Consider the following 16,530-nt stretch of genomic DNA (forward strand, 5'->3'; position numbering starts at 1 on the left):
TGCCGGGACAGACGGCGCAATCTCTGTTGCGCTCAGGGCAGGAAATCGATTCTGGTGGGAACCTTGATGGAGATGACCACCAGAACAGACTTTTAATTAAAAGGCTCCGCGAGGAGCCTTTTTTATCGGGTTGAGCAGTAATTACAGCGACTGAGTGAAGGTTCGGGTAATCACATCCTGCTGCTGCTCTTTAGTCAGTGAGTTAAAGCGTACAGCGTAACCGGAAACGCGAATGGTCAGCTGCGGGTATTTCTCTGGATGCTCCATCGCGTCCAGCAGCATTTCACGGTTCATTACGTTGACGTTGAGGTGCTGACCGCCTTCGATGCTCGCTTCGTGATGGAAGTAACCATCCATCAGACCGGCAAGGTTGGTTTTCCGCACGTTATCATCTTTACCCAGTGCGTTGGGTACGATTGAGAAGGTGTAGGAGATACCATCTTTCGCATAGGCAAACGGCAGTTTCGCGACGGAAGTCAGTGAGGCAACCGCACCTTTCTGGTCACGACCATGCATCGGGTTAGCACCTGGTCCAAACGGTGCGCCAGCGCGACGTCCATCGGGTGTGTTACCGGTTTTCTTACCATAAACCACGTTCGAGGTAATGGTCAGAACAGACTGAGTCGGCACGGCATTACGATAGGTGTTCAGCTGCTGAATTTTCTTCATGAAGCGTTCAACCAGATCGCAGGCCAGGTCATCTACCCGTGAGTCGTTGTTACCGAACTGCGGATATTCGCCTTCGATATCGAAGTCGATGGCCAGACCATCTTCGTCACGGATCGGTTTCACTTTGGCATATTTAATGGCAGAAAGTGAATCTGCAGCGACGGAGAGACCCGCGATACCACAGGCCATGGTGCGATAGACATCCCGATCATGTAAGGCCATCAGTGCCGCTTCGTAGCTATACTTGTCATGCATGTAGTGAATGATGTTCAGCGAAGTCACATACTGTTTTGCCAGCCAGTCCATGAAGTGATCCATACGCTCCATGACGGTGTCGAAATCCAGCACGTCGTCGCTGATTTTGTCGCCTTTCGGTCCAACCTGCATTTTCAGCTTTTCATCCACGCCGCCGTTGATTGCGTAAAGCAGCGTTTTCGCCAGGTTGGCACGTGCGCCAAAGAACTGCATCTGTTTGCCGACAATCATCGGGCTCACGCAACAGGCGATTGCGTAGTCATCATTGTCGAAATCAGCACGCATCAGGTCATCGTTCTCATACTGCAAAGATGAGGTATCGATAGAGACTTTAGCGGCATATTTTTTGAAATTAATCGGCAGTTTTTCTGACCACAGGATGGTCATGTTCGGCTCAGGTGAAGGCCCCATGGTGTAGAGGGTATTCAGGAAGCGGAACGTACTTTTTGAGACCAGGGTACGGCCATCAACGCCCATACCTGCCAGGGATTCGGTTGCCCAGATTGGGTCACCTGAGAACAGCTCATCATATTCAGGTGTACGCAGAAAGCGAACCATACGCAGTTTCATCACCAGATGGTCAATCAGTTCCTGAGCCTGCTCTTCAGTCAGTTTACCGGCTTTAAGGTCACGTTCGATGTAAACATCAAGGAAGGTTGAGACACGGCCAAATGACATGGCAGCACCGTTTTGTGATTTAACGGCAGCCAGGTAGCCATAATAAGTCCACTGTACAGCTTCAACCGCATTGGTAGCCGGACCGGAGATGTCATGCCCATATTTTGCTGCCATCTCTTTGATCTGGGCCAGCGCACGATGCTGATCAGAAATCTCTTCACGCAGACGAATGGTCGCTTCCAGATTAACGCCATTCTCTAAATCTGCCTGTAGTGAGGCGAACTGAGCGAATTTATCCGCCATCAGGAAATCGATGCCGTACAGCGCCACACGACGATAGTCACCGATAATACGGCCACGGCCATAAGCATCTGGAAGGCCGGTCAGGATACCTGATTTACGGCAGCGCAAAATGTCCGGGGTATAAACATCGAACACGCCCTGGTTGTGCGTTTTGCGGTATTCGGTGAAGATTTTTTTCAGTGAAGGGTCGAGTTCACGGCCATACACTTTGCATGACCCTTCGACCATTTTGATGCCGCCATAAGGAATGATGGCGCGTTTTAATGGCGCTTCAGTCTGCAGACCAACAATTTTTTCCAGTGGCTTGATGATGTAACCCGCGTCGTGCGAGGTAATGGTTGAGGCGAGATCGGTATCGAAGTCGACTGGCGCGTGGGTACGGTTCTCAATTTTGATGCCTTCCAGCACGCTTTCCCACAGTTTGGTGGTCGCTTCGGTGGCACCCGCCAGGAATGACTCGTCACCTTCATATGGGGTGTAGTTTTTCTGAATGAAGTCGCGCACATTGACGCTATTCTGCCATTCGCCTTCAGCAAATCCTTCCCATGCTGAAGCCAGTTTTGCATTAAGTTCGGTCATAATATACCTGCCTTATATGAGGAGACTTTACGGTCGGGCACAGCCAACTTCCTGTGCCGTCAAAAATGCGTTTAATGAACCTGGTCACCTTTACGGAGATAGATAACCCAGTAGGTCAACCCAACCAGAACGCCGCCGCCGATAATGTTTCCGATCGTCACGGGAATCAGGTTGTCGATAATAAAGTTACTGAGAGTCAGCGAGTGAAACTGTGCCGCCGTGGTGCCTGCTGCCTGCCAGAATTCAGGTGTCGCGAAGTCACGAATAGCAATGGCATAGGGGATAAGAAACATGTTGGCGATACTGTGTTCGAAACCGCTGGCGACAAACATCGCAACAGGCAGAATCATCACCACCAGCTTATCGGTCAGGGTGCGGCCTGAGTAACTCATCCAGACGGCGAGACAGACCAGCAGATTGGCCAATGTACCCAGACAAACCGCTTCTATGAAGGTGTGATGCATCTTGTGGTCGGCGGTTTGCAGGACATTTAATCCCCAGGCGCCATTCGCGACCATGTGCTGTCCGGCAAACCACATCAGGGCGACAAAGAAGAGTGCACCTGCAAGGTTACCGGCGTAGACGTTAATCCAGTTGCGGGCCAGCTGTCCCCAGCTGATGCGGCCACTGGCTTTGGCGACAACGATTAATACAGTAGAGGTAAAAAGGTCGGCACCGCATACCACGACCAGCATTAAGCCGAGTGAAAAGCAGATACCGCCAATCAGTTTGGCTATGCCATAGGGCATCGCGCCGCTACCGGTGGTCGCTGTAATATAAAAAACGAATGCGATTGAGATAAATACGCCAGCGTTTATTGCCAGAAAGAAGGTGGTAAAGGGATGTTTGGTTGCTTTATAGATACCCGCGTCTTCGGCCACTTTCGCCATTGCGGCGGGTAATAAAAGATTAAAAGGGTTGTCAGTTTTCACACTAACTTACTCCTGAAGTTGTCTGAAAAAATACTAACAAAGGAGTATAGGTCAGTAATTGATATGGATCATGTTTGCCGAAGCGCTAACCAGTGGATAGCGGGCCAATAAAAAAATAATGAGTTAAGTAACTGAAATAAAAAGATTAAATATATTTTAAAAATACAAAAATATTTTAATGTGAATTAATGAGTCACGCTTTTAGTACGGACTTTGTTATTAATTAATGGATTATATGTTAACTAAATTGATGTGATGTAATGGGAAGGAATTTTAATGCGGCTAATGTTTCATAGAATAAGTAGAGAATTATGGCACCAGATAATTCCAGTGCCATGTTTAGCCGTCTGCTTCCAGTCTGACGCGTTATGGCTTACGCGTTTTTCCAGTAGTGACGCTTAGCGGTCTGCAGTTTTTCGTAGGCAGCAAGCAGAGACTGATGGGCCGGGAAGGCTTGCAGCTCATCATCAACAGCCTGAAGGCCGTTAAACGGATTCTCACCACTGATGGCGGCTGAGGCTGCTTCCATTGCGCGCTCTCCATACATACGCATGAAAGCGTGATGGTACTGCAGCGGATCGCGCTCATCTTCCATCGCTAATAACAGCAGAGTCTGCAGGCAACGATAGTAGTTAGCGCGCTCTGGCGTAAAGATTGAGCTGTTAAATTCCATTGTCCATTCTGTCCAGATCAATGCCTGATCCAGATCGCCCCCCGCCAGCGCCAGCATCGCTTTTAATTCGCCAACACGCAGCGTGTACCAGCCATTGTCTTTACCGGTCGCCAGACCCAGCAGCTCACGAACGCGAGTGAAGTCGTCAAAGCCTTCATCATCAAGCTGTCCAATCAGATCCAGATACTCTTCCGGATTCCAGTTGCTGTCAGGCAGGGCCAGCAGGGTTTCACGCATGCCCGCTCCCATGCTGTTGTTCGCCAGGAACAGATCTTCTGCCGGGTAGATATCAGACATGCCTGGCACGATGATGCGGCAGGCATAGACACCCAGATGCTCGTAGTCTGCAATATAGACTTCCTGATCTTCCGAGGCGAAGATTGCCATCAGCGTGGCGAATTCCTGTTCGGTGCTGCCCGCGAATGACCAGTCGACAAAAGGATAATCCGCAGTTTCTTTAAACATATCCCAGGAGATCAGGCCGCTTGAATCGATGAAGTGTGTTTCAAGGTTGGCATGCTCAGCCACTTCTTCGTCATCAAAGGTCGGTGGGGTAAACACATCCAGATCTTTGAGGCTTCGGCCCTGCAGCAACTCGGTAACAGTACGCTCCAGCGCCACACCGAAATCAGGGTGAGCACCAAATGAGGCAAAACAGGTTCCGTTGGTTGGGTTAAACAGCACCACGCAGATAACCGGATATTTACCGCCGAGAGAGGCGTCATAAGCGAAAATCGGGAAGCCTTCCGCTTCAAGGCGGGCAATCGCTTCGATCACTTCAGGGTAACGCTGCATCACCTCATCAGGAATCGCAGGCAGGCTGATCGCTTCAGCAATAATGCGGTTTTTAATGTAGCGCTCAAACACTTCGGACAGGCCCTGAACACGTGCTTCATTCGCGGTATTACCTGCCGACATGCCGTTTGAGACATAGAGGTTGCCGATAATATTCATCGGGATATAGACAGTCTGCTGGTCGGACTGACGGGTAAACGGCAGGGCGCAGATACCGCGCTCAGCATTGCCAGATTGCAGATCAATCAGGCCGGAAGCCGTCAGTGCATTGTCGGGATCGTAAAATGCGCGCAGGCGCGGATCCAGAATACCTTCAGGTAAGGACTCATCATCAGGTAACGCAAACCATTTTTCATTGGGATAGTGAACAAAATCGCCGTTAGCGATCTTTTTTCCCAGCCAGAAGTCAGCAAAAAAATAGTTAGTTGAGAGACGCTCGAAATACTCGCCCAGCGCGGAGGCCAGCGCCGCTTTTTTACTGGCGCCCTTGCCGTTGGTAAAACAGAGCGGGCAATCGCGGTCGCGGATATGCACTGACCAGACATGGGGGACAGGATTCAGCCAGGACGCTTCTTCAATGTTAAAGCCAAGATCCTGCAGCTTGTTCTGGAAACGCGCAATGGAGTCTTCCAGTGCGGCATCTTTGCCCGGGATAAATGTTTGCGTCATAGTGCCGCTCTCTCAGTTGTCATAGGGTGCGTAAAGCGCGCAATGATACGGATTTTGGTAACAGACCGCTATCAGGGCGGAACATTTTTACCGGCTTACTTTTCATCACTTCCGCTCTCAGGCCAAACGCGGATTAATGGCGCTGGACGTAGCCTCACAAAATTCCGCGCAGGTTTGCATTGGTAACATAACCTCCGGCGAGCCGGATTCAGAAAATGTGACCGCGCCCTGATTTATGATTGCAGCTATCAGAATGCAGTGATAAAACCGGATGGTTATTCATAACCGTTCGATATGACAGTGGTGAGGGGAAATGACGCAAGTTTATAATTTTAGCTCTGGCCCGGCGATGCTACCGGTTGAAGTGCTTCGTCGTGCAGAACAGGAACTGACGAACTGGCGCGGTCTGGGTACCTCTGTAATGGAGATCAGCCACCGCAGTAAAGAGTTTATTCAGGTGGCTGAAGAAGCGGAGCAGGACTTCCGTGATCTGCTGAAAATACCGTCCAATTACAAAGTTTTATTCTGTCATGGCGGGGCACGTGCGCAGTTCGCTGCCGTACCGGGAAATCTGCTGGGTAAAGCAACCAGTGCCGACTACGTTGATGGCGGTTACTGGGCGCAAAGCGCAATAAAAGAAGCGGAAAAGTATTGTTCCCCACGTACGCTGGATGTCAAAACAACGCGCGACGGTAAACGTGCCATCCTGCCGATGCGCGAATGGGAAGTAAGTGAGACATCCGCTTACCTGCATTTCTGCCCGAATGAAACCATTGATGGCATCGCGATTGACGAACAGCCCGACTTTGGCAGTAAAACCGTTGTTGCTGATTTCTCATCTACCATTCTGTCACGCCCGATCGATGTGAGTCGTTACGGTGTAATCTATGCGGGTGCGCAGAAAAATGTGGGCCCGGCCGGATTAACGCTGGTTGTCGTTCGCGAAGATCTGCTGGGTCAGGCGCATACCTCCGTGCCTTCAATCCTCGATTACAAAGTGCTGGCCGATAACGATTCGATGTTTAACACCCCGCCGACTTTTGCGTGGTATCTATCAGGTCTGGTGTTTAAATGGCTGAAAGAGAAGGGCGGTGTGGCTGAAATTGATCGTATTAATCAGGCAAAATCTGACCTGCTTTATGGCGTAATCGACCACAGTGGCTTCTATCGTAATGATGTGGCGACAGAAAACCGCTCACGCATGAACATTCCTTTCCAGCTGGCTGATGCATCACTCGATGCGCTGTTCCTGGAGGAGTCGTTTAAAGCGGGATTACACGCGCTTAAAGGCCATCGTGTAGTGGGCGGTATGCGCGCCTCTATTTATAATGCGATGCCGCTGGAAGGTGTGAAGGCCCTGACCGATTTCATGGTCGATTTTGAACGCCGTCACGGCTGATTATTAAGATATCAGCACTGATGCTGATGCCAGACCTCGTCACACGGCGAGGTCTCTGTATTTTTGAGGATTTCGTTTCACATGCAGGACTCCCTGACTCTCCAACCGATTGCGCGCGTCAACGGCACGGTAAATCTGCCCGGCTCAAAGAGCGTTTCCAATCGTGCATTGCTGTTGGCTGCTCTGGCTAAAGGTACAACCCGTCTCACCAACCTGCTCGACAGCGACGACGTTAAGCACATGCTGAATGCGCTGACCGCGCTTGGCGTAAACTATACGCTTTCCCGCGATCGCACCGAGTGTGAAGTGACGGGAAATGCCGGGCCACTGCACGCCTCTCAACCGCTGTCGCTGTTTCTGGGCAATGCCGGAACCGCAATGCGTCCGCTGGCCGCGGCGCTTTGTCTGGGCCAGCACGATATCGAACTGACCGGTGAACCCCGCATGAAAGAGCGACCCATCGGGCATCTGGTTGACGCACTTCGTCAGGGCGGAGCAACCATTGAGTACCTGGAAAACGAAAACTACCCGCCGCTGCGTTTACGCGGTGGTTTTATCGGGGGGGAAGTCAGTGTGGATGGCAGCGTTTCCAGCCAGTTCCTGACAGCGCTGCTGATGACCGCGCCGCTGGCACAGCAGGATACCTGCATCACCATCAAAGGTGATTTGGTGTCGAAACCTTACATCGATATTACCCTCAATCTGATGCAGTGCTTTGGCGTCGACGTTGAGAATCAGAACTATCAGCGCTTCCTGATCAAGGGACAGCAACAGTATCAGTCGCCGGGTGATTTCCTGGTTGAAGGCGATGCCTCCTCCGCTTCCTATTTCCTGGCTGCTGCCGCTATAAAAGGCGGAACGGTTCGTGTCACCGGGATTGGACGCCAGAGTGTGCAGGGTGACATCCGGTTTGCTGACGTGCTGGAAAAGATGGGCGCGACGATTGAGTGGGGCGATGATTATATTGCCTGCACGGCCGGTAAACTGCAGGCAGTCGATATGGACATGAACCATATTCCGGATGCTGCAATGACCATCGCTACGACGGCGCTATTTGCAGAGGGCACCACCCGGTTACGCAATATTTATAACTGGCGGGTAAAAGAGACCGATCGACTGAGCGCAATGGCCACAGAGCTGCGTAAAGTTGGCGCGGAAGTTGAAGAGGGTCATGACTACATCCGTATTACGCCGCCAGCGACGCTGATTCATGCGGATATTGGCACCTACAATGACCACCGTATGGCGATGTGTTTCTCTCTGGTTGCACTTTCTGATACCCCGGTGACCATTCTCGATCCTGGCTGTACGGCAAAAACCTTTCCGGACTATTTCGTTCAGCTGGCTAAAATCAGCCAGAGCGCCTGATATCTCCCTTTCCGGTGCGGTTTCGCACCGGAACTCCCCTGATTTTATCTGGCTGTAACAGGCCAGAGATCCTCTGAATTGACTAAGATTACGAACCCGATCAGTGCGAAAGGGTAACCAAGCCGTGCTAGGCAGCGTATAATGCTAGTCATTAATGGTGACCGAAAGGTCAGGAAGCACGCAGCAACAGGAGGGAATAATGACAGTAACTGCCCCGGTCATAACTATTGATGGGCCAAGTGGAGCGGGAAAGGGAACCCTGTGCAAAGCGATGGCGGAATCGCTGCAATGGCATCTGCTGGACTCCGGTGCTATTTATCGCGTGCTGGCGTTAGCCGCGTTGCATCATCAGGTGGAGATTGAATCTGAAGAAGCGCTGGTGCCGATTGCCGCTCACCTGGATGTGCGCTTTGTGTCACAAAATGGTGAAATGCAGGTCATCCTTGAAGGTGAAGATGTCACCGGAGAAATCCGTACTCAGGAGGTCAGCAACACCGCCTCACGTGTCGCCGCTTTTCCCCGGGTACGCGAAGCGTTATTGCGCCGCCAGCGCGGTTTCCGCGAGATGCCGGGCCTGATTGCTGATGGTCGTGATATGGGCACCGTGGTTTTCCCGGATGCGCCAGTGAAAATTTTCCTTGATGCCAGCCCGGAAGAGCGTGCTCAGCGCCGTATGCTACAGTTGCAGGATAATGGCTTTAATGTTAACTTTGACCGCCTTTTAGCCGAGATAAAAGAACGCGACGACCGCGATCGTAACCGCGCAATTGCGCCTTTAGTAGCCGCTGGCGATGCATTGGTTCTGGACTCTACTGAGATGTCTATCGACCAGGTCATTGAAAAAGCGCTACAATATGCCCGCGAAAAGCTGGGTATTACGGCTTAACTGAATCTACCACCCTGTACCATGGATCCGGTGCCGGGCATGTGAAACAACCCCATCCGACATGAAGTCAGATGGACGTTAAATTGAAGAATCCTGAAGATTATCAATATGACTGAATCTTTTGCTCAACTATTTGAAGAATCCTTAAAAACAATCGAAACCCGCCCGGGTTCTATCGTTCGTGGCATCGTCGTTTCTATCGACAAAGATGTCGTTCTGGTTGATGCGGGTCTGAAATCTGAATCTGCAATTCCTGCAGAGCAGTTCAAGAACGCAGCCGGCGAACTGGAAATCCAGGTAGGCGACGAAGTTGATGTTGCTCTGGATGCAGTGGAAGACGGCTTCGGTGAAACCCTGCTGTCCCGTGAGAAAGCTAAGCGCCATGAAGCATGGATCACGCTGGAGAAAGCTTACGAAGACGCTGAAACTGTTACCGGTGTTATCAACGGCAAAGTTAAAGGCGGCTTCACAGTTGAGCTCAACGGTATCCGTGCGTTCCTGCCAGGTTCACTGGTAGATGTGCGTCCGGTGCGCGATACGCTGCACCTGGAAGGCAAAGAGCTTGAATTCAAAGTGATCAAGCTGGATCAGAAACGCAACAACGTCGTGGTTTCACGTCGTGCGGTTATCGAATCCGAAAACAGCGCAGAGCGCGATCAGCTGCTGGAAAACCTGCAGGAAGGCATGGAAGTCAAAGGTATCGTTAAGAACCTGACTGACTACGGTGCATTCGTTGATCTGGGCGGCGTTGATGGCCTGCTGCACATCACTGACATGGCATGGAAACGCGTTAAGCATCCAAGCGAAATCGTCAACGTGGGCGACGAAATCACCGTTAAGGTGCTGAAGTTCGACCGCGAGCGTACCCGTGTTTCTCTGGGTCTGAAGCAGCTGGGCGAAGATCCATGGGTTGCTATCGCTAAACGCTATCCGGAAGGCACCCGCCTGACCGGTCGTGTTACCAACCTGACTGATTACGGCTGCTTCGTGGAAATCGAAGAAGGCGTTGAAGGTCTGGTACACGTGTCTGAAATGGACTGGACCAACAAAAACATCCATCCGTCTAAAGTTGTTAACGTAGGCGATGTGGTTGAAGTTATGGTTCTGGACATTGATGAAGAGCGTCGTCGTATCTCCCTGGGTCTGAAGCAGTGTAAATCTAACCCATGGCAGCTGTTCGCTGAGACGCACAACAAAGGCGATCGTGTTGAAGGTAAAATCAAGTCAATCACTGACTTCGGTATCTTCATCGGCCTGGATGGCGGCATCGACGGTCTGGTTCACCTGTCTGACATCTCCTGGAACGCGACTGGCGAAGAAGCCGTTCGTGAGTACAAAAAAGGCGACGAAATCGCTGCCGTTGTACTGCAGGTTGATGCAGAGCGCGAGCGTATCTCTCTGGGCGTTAAACAGCTGGCAGAAGATCCGTTCAACAACTACATCACTTTGAACAAGAAAGGTGCCATCGTCACCGGTAAAGTGACTGCAGTTGATGCTAAGGGTGCTACAGTTGAATTAGCAGACGGCGTTGAGGGTTACCTGCGCGCTTCTGAAGCTTCACTGGACCGCATTGAAGATGCAACTCTGGTTCTGAACGTTGGCGACGACGTTGAAGCTAAGTTCACCGGCGTTGATCGTAAAAACCGTGTCGTAAGCCTGTCTGTCCGTGCGAAAGACCAGGCTGATGAGAAAGAAGCTATCAATACTGTTAACACCAAACAGGAAGAAGGCAATTTCTCTAGCGCTATGGCTGAAGCGTTCAAAGCGGCTAAAGGCGAGTAATCGGCCTGAAGCACCGGGTGGGCAACCACCCGGTTTCGGTAAAAGCTGTCATACATTCCCACAGGGATAAACCGGAGGTTACATGACCAAGTCAGAACTGATCGAAAGACTGGCGGGACAGCATACTCATATACCGGCGAAAGTCGTTGAGGATGCGGTAAAAGAGATGCTTGAGCACATGGCCACTACGCTGGCACAGGGCGAACGCATCGAAATCCGGGGATTCGGCAGCTTTTCTTTGCACTATCGCGCTCCGCGTACTGGACGTAACCCGAAAACGGGTGACAAAGTGGATCTGGAAGGTAAATACGTTCCCCACTTTAAGCCAGGCAAAGAACTGCGCGATCGCGCAAATATCTACGGCTAAGCTGATACCGAACCAGATAAACGACATCTCCGGATGTCGTTTTTTTTTGCCTGCGATTCAGGCTCAGACCTGACATCCAGATAGGTGTCATCAACACTGCAACGCCGCACTCTCTTTGCGAGACCGCTCAAGCCTGCCTGATTATCCGCTGTTATTTTCACCGCCTTTGCCCAGAATAATCGAACTGAATCAATGGATACGATTATGCTGACATGGACCGTTCTGGCGCGACTGGCGATCGTTGCAACGTTACCACTACTGCTGATTGCCCGGCTGCCTTCCGGTGAGGTGATGGGGGGCTTCCTCCTCACCGGACTGGCTCTGCTGCATTGCCCTTACCAACCCGTCCGTCTGACCAGTATTACTCTGCTGTTTCTGGCATGGGCCTGTAACGACGCCCGTCTGATGGTACGGGATATCGAAAAGTTCTCGGCGCGTCCTGCCACCTACACCCTTCAGATTAGTGAACTGCGGAAAGAGCGGAAGCAAATCCGGGTTCGTCTGCTGAAAGAGGAGGGCAGGATGATTTTTCCGCCTCGCTTTGCCTGGCTCTGGTTTGATGCTGATCCGGAGATCTACTGTCCAGGACAACGCTGGACGATGAAACTGCGTCTGCGACCGGTACATGCCCGCCTTAATGAGGGTGATTTCGATGCGCAGCGTTTTGCACTGGCTAATAATACGCCGCTTCAGGGACGAATCCTTAAACAGGCAGTGGTAAGCGATCGCTGTGATAGCCGCTGGCGATTTATTTTATGGCATCGTGAAAGGACCCGTGCAATGCCTGCACGTGCAACGCTGGAGGCACTGGCTTTTGGCATTCGGGATGAGATGAGCCAGCAGACGCGTCAGCTACTGCGGGATACCGGTACCGCTCATCTGATGGCGATATCGGGTATGCATATCGCCCTGGCAGCCAGCACCGGCTGGATGATTGCGCGTGGGGTGCAATTTATCTTGCCAGCCCGTTATATCAGCTATGTTTTTCCTCTCATCGTGAGCTGGCTGTTTGCTGCAATCTATACCTGGCTTTCCGGTGCACAGCCTCCCGCTGAGCGTTCACTGCTTGCCCTGACGCTATGGGCGATAACACGGTTTGCGGGTGTTCAGCTGAATAGCTGGCAGGTCTGGACGTTCTGTATTGCGTTGCTGCTGGTAACCGACCCGCTGACCGTGCTCTCTGACAGCTTCTGGCTCTCGGTACTGGCTGTCGGCATGCTGCTGGTCTGGTATCACTGGTTCCCGCTGCCCGCGTCGTTCCGTCAGCAACGGCGCTGGATTCCGGTACAGTTGCTGCATTTACAGGCGGGCATGATGATTTTAATGGTGCCGTTGCAGGTGGCGATTTTTAACGGCATCAGCCTGACTGCGCTGGTGGCAAATGTTGTCGCGATTCCGGTCGTCTCGTTTATTACCATGCCTCTGGTGACGCTCGCCCTGCTGCTGCCGGTAGCGCATTTATCCGGCTTCTTCTGGGGAGCGGCCGATCTCTCATTACGTGCCCTGTTTCATTGCCTGACGTTGCTGCCACCAGGCTGGTGGCCGCTGAGTGGTACAACCTGGTTTACGGTCATGGTATGGGGCGGTCTGATTCTCTGGCGTGCGCAACTCTTTTTCTCTCTGCCGTTAAGCAGCGGCGCCTTAACGCTGGCAATGATACTGAGTCGCCAGCCAAATCAGGAGCAGGGCTGGCGAATCGATATGCTGGATATTGGCCACGGTCTGAGTCTGGTGATCAGCCAGGGCGACGAGGCGGTAATGTATGATACCGGCCCGCGCTGGCAGAACGATAATGCGGGAAGTCGGGTGATCATTCCGTGGCTGGAGCGCAGGCAGTTACGGTTAAAACAGGTCATCCTGAGTCATAAACATCTGGATCATACTGGCGGGCTGGAGGCGATTACTCAACGCTGGCCAGCGGTTGAAGTCAGAAGTGCGCTGGCTGATGAAGCCCACTTACCCTGCGTACGGGGCACGCAGTGGCGCTGGCGGAAACTCCACTTTCGGGTGGTCTGGCCGCTGACGTCACCCCTGCCGGGCGGGAATAATGACTCCTGTGTGGTGATCGTTGATGATGGTCAGGTTCGTCTGATGTTAACCGGTGACATTGAAGCGAAAGCGGAACGCCAGCTGGTGGCGCTGGAGAAGCAGGGGCTGAAGGTCGATATCCTGCAGGTCCCGCACCACGGTAGCCGAACGTCGTCGACCTCATTGCTGCTGCGAAAAGCCGCAGGCCACACCGCTATCGCCTCGCTGGCACGCTACAATGCATGGCGTATGCCCGCGAAAAATGTGCTGGAAAACTATCAAACGGCTGGTTTTCACTGGCTGGATACGGGCCAGTCAGGACAAATCAGTATCAGAATAGAACAGGGCAGAGTGCAGGTTTCCACCTTGCGGGATCAATTAATGCCCCGTTGGTACCATCAGTGGTTTGGCGTCAAACGCGAATCCAGGTAGAATGGCCGGCTATTTCCAACAGCGTGAATAAATAATGCATCAAGATAAAGATCTCTCTACGTGGCAGACGTTTCGCCGACTCTGGCCGATGATCGCGCCTAATAAAGCGGGATTAATTGCGGCCTCAGTCGCCCTGATTATTAATGCTGCGGGCGACGCCTTAATGCTCTCACTGTTGAAACCGTTACTGGATGATGGTTTTGGTAAAGCTGACAGATCGGTGATGCTGTGGCTGCCGTTAGTGGTTATTGGCCTGATGCTGGTACGCGGCGTCACCAGTTATATCTCCAGCTACTGCATCTCCTGGGTCTCTGGCAACGTCGTGATGAACATCCGCCGTCGTCTGTTCAGCCATATGATGGGCATGCCGGTTTCGTTTTTCGACCAGCAGTCAACCGGCACCCTGTTGTCACGCATTACTTACGATTCTGAGCAGGTCGCCTCCTCTTCTTCGGGCGCGCTGGTCACCGTCGTGCGTGAAGGGGCTTCCATTATTGGCCTGTTTATCATGATGTTCTACTACAGCTGGCAGCTGTCGCTGATCCTGATTGTACTGGCACCTATCGTCTCCTTTGCTATCCGCACCGTCTCTAAGCGCTTCCGCACCATCAGTAAAAGTATGCAGAACACGATGGGGCAGGTGACAACCAGCGCCGAGCAGATGCTGAAAGGGCACAAAGAAGTGCTGATTTTTGGCGGACAGGACATTGAATCGGAGCGCTTTTCCCGCGTCAGTAACCGGATGCGTCAGCAGGGAATGAAGCTGGTTTCAGCCTCCTCCATTTCCGATCCGATTATTCAGCTGATCGCGTCGCTGGCACTGGCTTTTGTGCTCTATGCCGCCAGCTTCCCCAGCGTCATGGATACCCTGACAGCCGGTACCATCACCGTGGTCTTCTCCTCGATGATTGCCCTGATGCGCCCGCTGAAGTCTCTGACCAATGTCAACGCCCAGTTCCAGCGTGGGATGGCGGCCTGTCAGACACTCTTCTCTATTCTGGATAGTGAGCAGGAAGTGGATAACGGTACGCGCGAAATCACCCGCGCTAAAGGGGATATTGAATTCCGTGAGGTGACCTTTACCTACCCTGGTCGTGAAATTCCGGCACTGCGTAATATCAATCTGTCGCTGCCGGCAGGAAAAACGGTGGCGCTGGTGGGCCGTTCCGGTTCCGGTAAGTCTACGATGGCGAGCCTGCTGACCCGCTTTTATGACATCCAGCAGGGCGAAATCCTGCTGGATGGTCATGATCTGCGTGAGTATAGCCTGCGTTCGCTGCGTAATCAGGTGGCGCTGGTGTCGCAGAATGTGCATCTCTTCAACGACACCATTGCCAATAACATCGCGTATGCCCGCAGTGAGCAATACAGCCGTGAAGAGATCGAGCAGGCGGCCACCATGGCGCATGCCATGGACTTTATCAATAAAATGGATAAAGGCCTGGATACGATGATTGGCGAGAATGGCGTGCTGTTATCTGGCGGTCAGCGTCAGCGTATTGCCATTGCCCGTGCGCTGTTACGTGATTGCCCGATCCTGATCCTCGATGAAGCCACCTCGGCGCTGGATACCGAGTCAGAACGCGCGATTCAGTCTGCCCTGGATGAGTTGCAGAAGAACCGTACCTCGCTGGTGATTGCGCACCGACTCTCTACCATTGAGAAAGCGGATGAAATCGTGGTAATTGAAGATGGCCAGATTGTTGAACGCGGTACGCATCAGGTGCTGTTAGCAGAACGCGGCGCCTATGCACAGCTGCACAAGATGCAATTCGGCCAATGATTGAACGTATCTGGAGTGGTCGCTCACCGCTATGGCTACTGCTATGGCCATTCAGCCTGCTGTATGGTGCGATCACGGCCCTGATACGCTTCAGTTACAGGCGTGGCTGGCGTAAAAGCTGGCGTGCGCCTCTGCCGGTCGTGGTGGTAGGTAACCTGACTGCTGGCGGGAATGGAAAGACGCCGGTGGTCATCTGGCTGGTCGAGGCGTTACAGCAGCGCGGCCTGCGCGCTGGCGTGGTCTCCCGAGGATATGGCGGCAAGGCGGACCACTATCCCTTGCTGGTCACGGCGCAGACCCCCACCGAACAGGCCGGGGATGAGCCGGTATTGATCGCCCAGCGCACCGGAACACCGGTCGCGGTCGCGCCTCAACGGCGCCGGGCGATTGAGGCGTTACTGAAACAGGGTTCGCTGGATGTGATCATCACGGATGATGGCCTGCAACATTACGCCCTGCAGCGCGATCGCGAGATCGTCGTGGTTGATGGGGTCCGTCGTTTTGGTAATGGCTGGTGGTTGCCTGCCGGACCGATGCGTGAACGTGCCGATCGTCTGCAGCAGGTCGATGCCGTGATCATTAACGGCGGCGATGCACAGCCCGACGAGATTGCCATGCAACTTCAGCCCGGGCTGGCCACCAATCTGCTCACCGGTGAAACCTGCCCGGCTGAGCAACTGGGTGCGGTAGTCGCCATGGGCGGTATTGGTCATCCCCCGCGTTTTTTCACCACGCTGAAACAGCAGGGTATAACGCCGGTCGCAGAGATCGCCTTTGCCGATCATCACGCCTACAGCAAAGATGAACTGACCCGATTACTCCAGGCGGGTCAGCAACTGTTGATGACCGAAAAGGATGCGGTGAAATGCCGTCACTTTGCCCAGCCTGACTGGTGGTATCTGCCGGTCGATGCCCATTTAACCGGTAACGCCGTGACGCCGTTACTGGACGACATTGAACAACTCTGCCGCCATATTTCCTGATACCCGCCC

General features: G+C 52.8%; 11 protein-coding genes. 8 read left to right on the forward strand and 3 right to left on the reverse strand.

What is annotated here, in order from left to right; translation table 11 throughout:
* Window positions 1–141 precede the first annotated feature (141 nt).
* The 3 genes from pflB to ycaO all read right to left on the reverse strand — a co-directional run bounded on the left by pflB (window position 142) and on the right by ycaO (window position 5,493).
* Window positions 142–2,424, reverse strand: coding sequence for a formate C-acetyltransferase (pflB, locus tag AC0T7J_RS09010; RefSeq protein ID WP_473793577.1), 2,283 nt, complete (start codon window positions 2,422–2,424; stop codon window positions 142–144).
* A 71-nt stretch (window positions 2,425–2,495) separates the two neighbouring features.
* Complete coding sequence (focA, locus tag AC0T7J_RS09015) at window positions 2,496–3,356, reverse strand: formate transporter FocA (RefSeq protein WP_010254939.1); 861 nt, start codon at window positions 3,354–3,356, stop codon at window positions 2,496–2,498.
* A 373-nt stretch (window positions 3,357–3,729) separates the two neighbouring features.
* Window positions 3,730–5,493 (reverse strand): 30S ribosomal protein S12 methylthiotransferase accessory factor YcaO, encoded by a 1,764-nt coding sequence (ycaO, locus tag AC0T7J_RS09020; protein WP_473793579.1) that lies wholly within the window; start codon window positions 5,491–5,493, stop codon window positions 3,730–3,732.
* 313 nt (window positions 5,494–5,806) lie between these two features.
* On the opposite strand from ycaO, the gene serC reads away from it, so the two are divergent.
* From serC to lpxK, 8 genes are all read left to right on the forward strand, one after another.
* Window positions 5,807–6,892, forward strand: a complete 1,086-nt coding sequence (gene serC, locus AC0T7J_RS09025) for a 3-phosphoserine/phosphohydroxythreonine transaminase (RefSeq protein ID WP_473793581.1) — start codon at window positions 5,807–5,809, stop codon at window positions 6,890–6,892.
* 81 nt (window positions 6,893–6,973) lie between these two features.
* Window positions 6,974–8,260 (forward strand): 3-phosphoshikimate 1-carboxyvinyltransferase, encoded by a 1,287-nt coding sequence (aroA, locus tag AC0T7J_RS09030; RefSeq protein WP_473793583.1) that lies wholly within the window; start codon window positions 6,974–6,976, stop codon window positions 8,258–8,260.
* Window positions 8,261–8,459: 199 nt separating this feature from the next.
* Complete coding sequence (cmk, locus tag AC0T7J_RS09035; RefSeq protein ID WP_010254946.1) at window positions 8,460–9,146, forward strand: (d)CMP kinase; 687 nt, start codon at window positions 8,460–8,462, stop codon at window positions 9,144–9,146.
* Window positions 9,147–9,254: 108 nt separating this feature from the next.
* Complete coding sequence (gene rpsA / locus AC0T7J_RS09040) at window positions 9,255–10,928, forward strand: 30S ribosomal protein S1 (protein WP_003849352.1); 1,674 nt, start codon at window positions 9,255–9,257, stop codon at window positions 10,926–10,928.
* A gap of 82 nt (window positions 10,929–11,010) precedes the next feature.
* Window positions 11,011–11,295 carry an integration host factor subunit beta gene (ihfB, locus tag AC0T7J_RS09045; RefSeq protein ID WP_003849360.1) on the forward strand — a complete coding sequence of 95 codons (285 nt, stop codon included), beginning with the start codon at window positions 11,011–11,013 and terminating at the stop codon, window positions 11,293–11,295.
* A 204-nt stretch (window positions 11,296–11,499) separates the two neighbouring features.
* Entirely contained in the window at window positions 11,500–13,755 is a 2,256-nt protein-coding gene (locus tag AC0T7J_RS09050) for a DNA internalization-related competence protein ComEC/Rec2 (protein ID WP_473793586.1), read from the forward strand.
* Window positions 13,756–13,789: 34 nt separating this feature from the next.
* The gene (msbA, locus tag AC0T7J_RS09055; RefSeq protein ID WP_473793588.1) at window positions 13,790–15,538 is read left to right on the forward strand and encodes a lipid A ABC transporter ATP-binding protein/permease MsbA; all 1,749 of its coding nucleotides are present in this window, start codon (window positions 13,790–13,792) and stop codon (window positions 15,536–15,538) included.
* Entirely contained in the window at window positions 15,535–16,521 is a 987-nt protein-coding gene (lpxK, locus tag AC0T7J_RS09060) for a tetraacyldisaccharide 4'-kinase (protein WP_473793590.1), read from the forward strand. The genes msbA and lpxK overlap by 4 nt, the downstream gene beginning before the upstream one ends.
* Window positions 16,522–16,530 lie beyond the last annotated feature (9 nt).

It is taken from the genome of Pantoea sp. E956-1, from assembly GCF_982223955.1.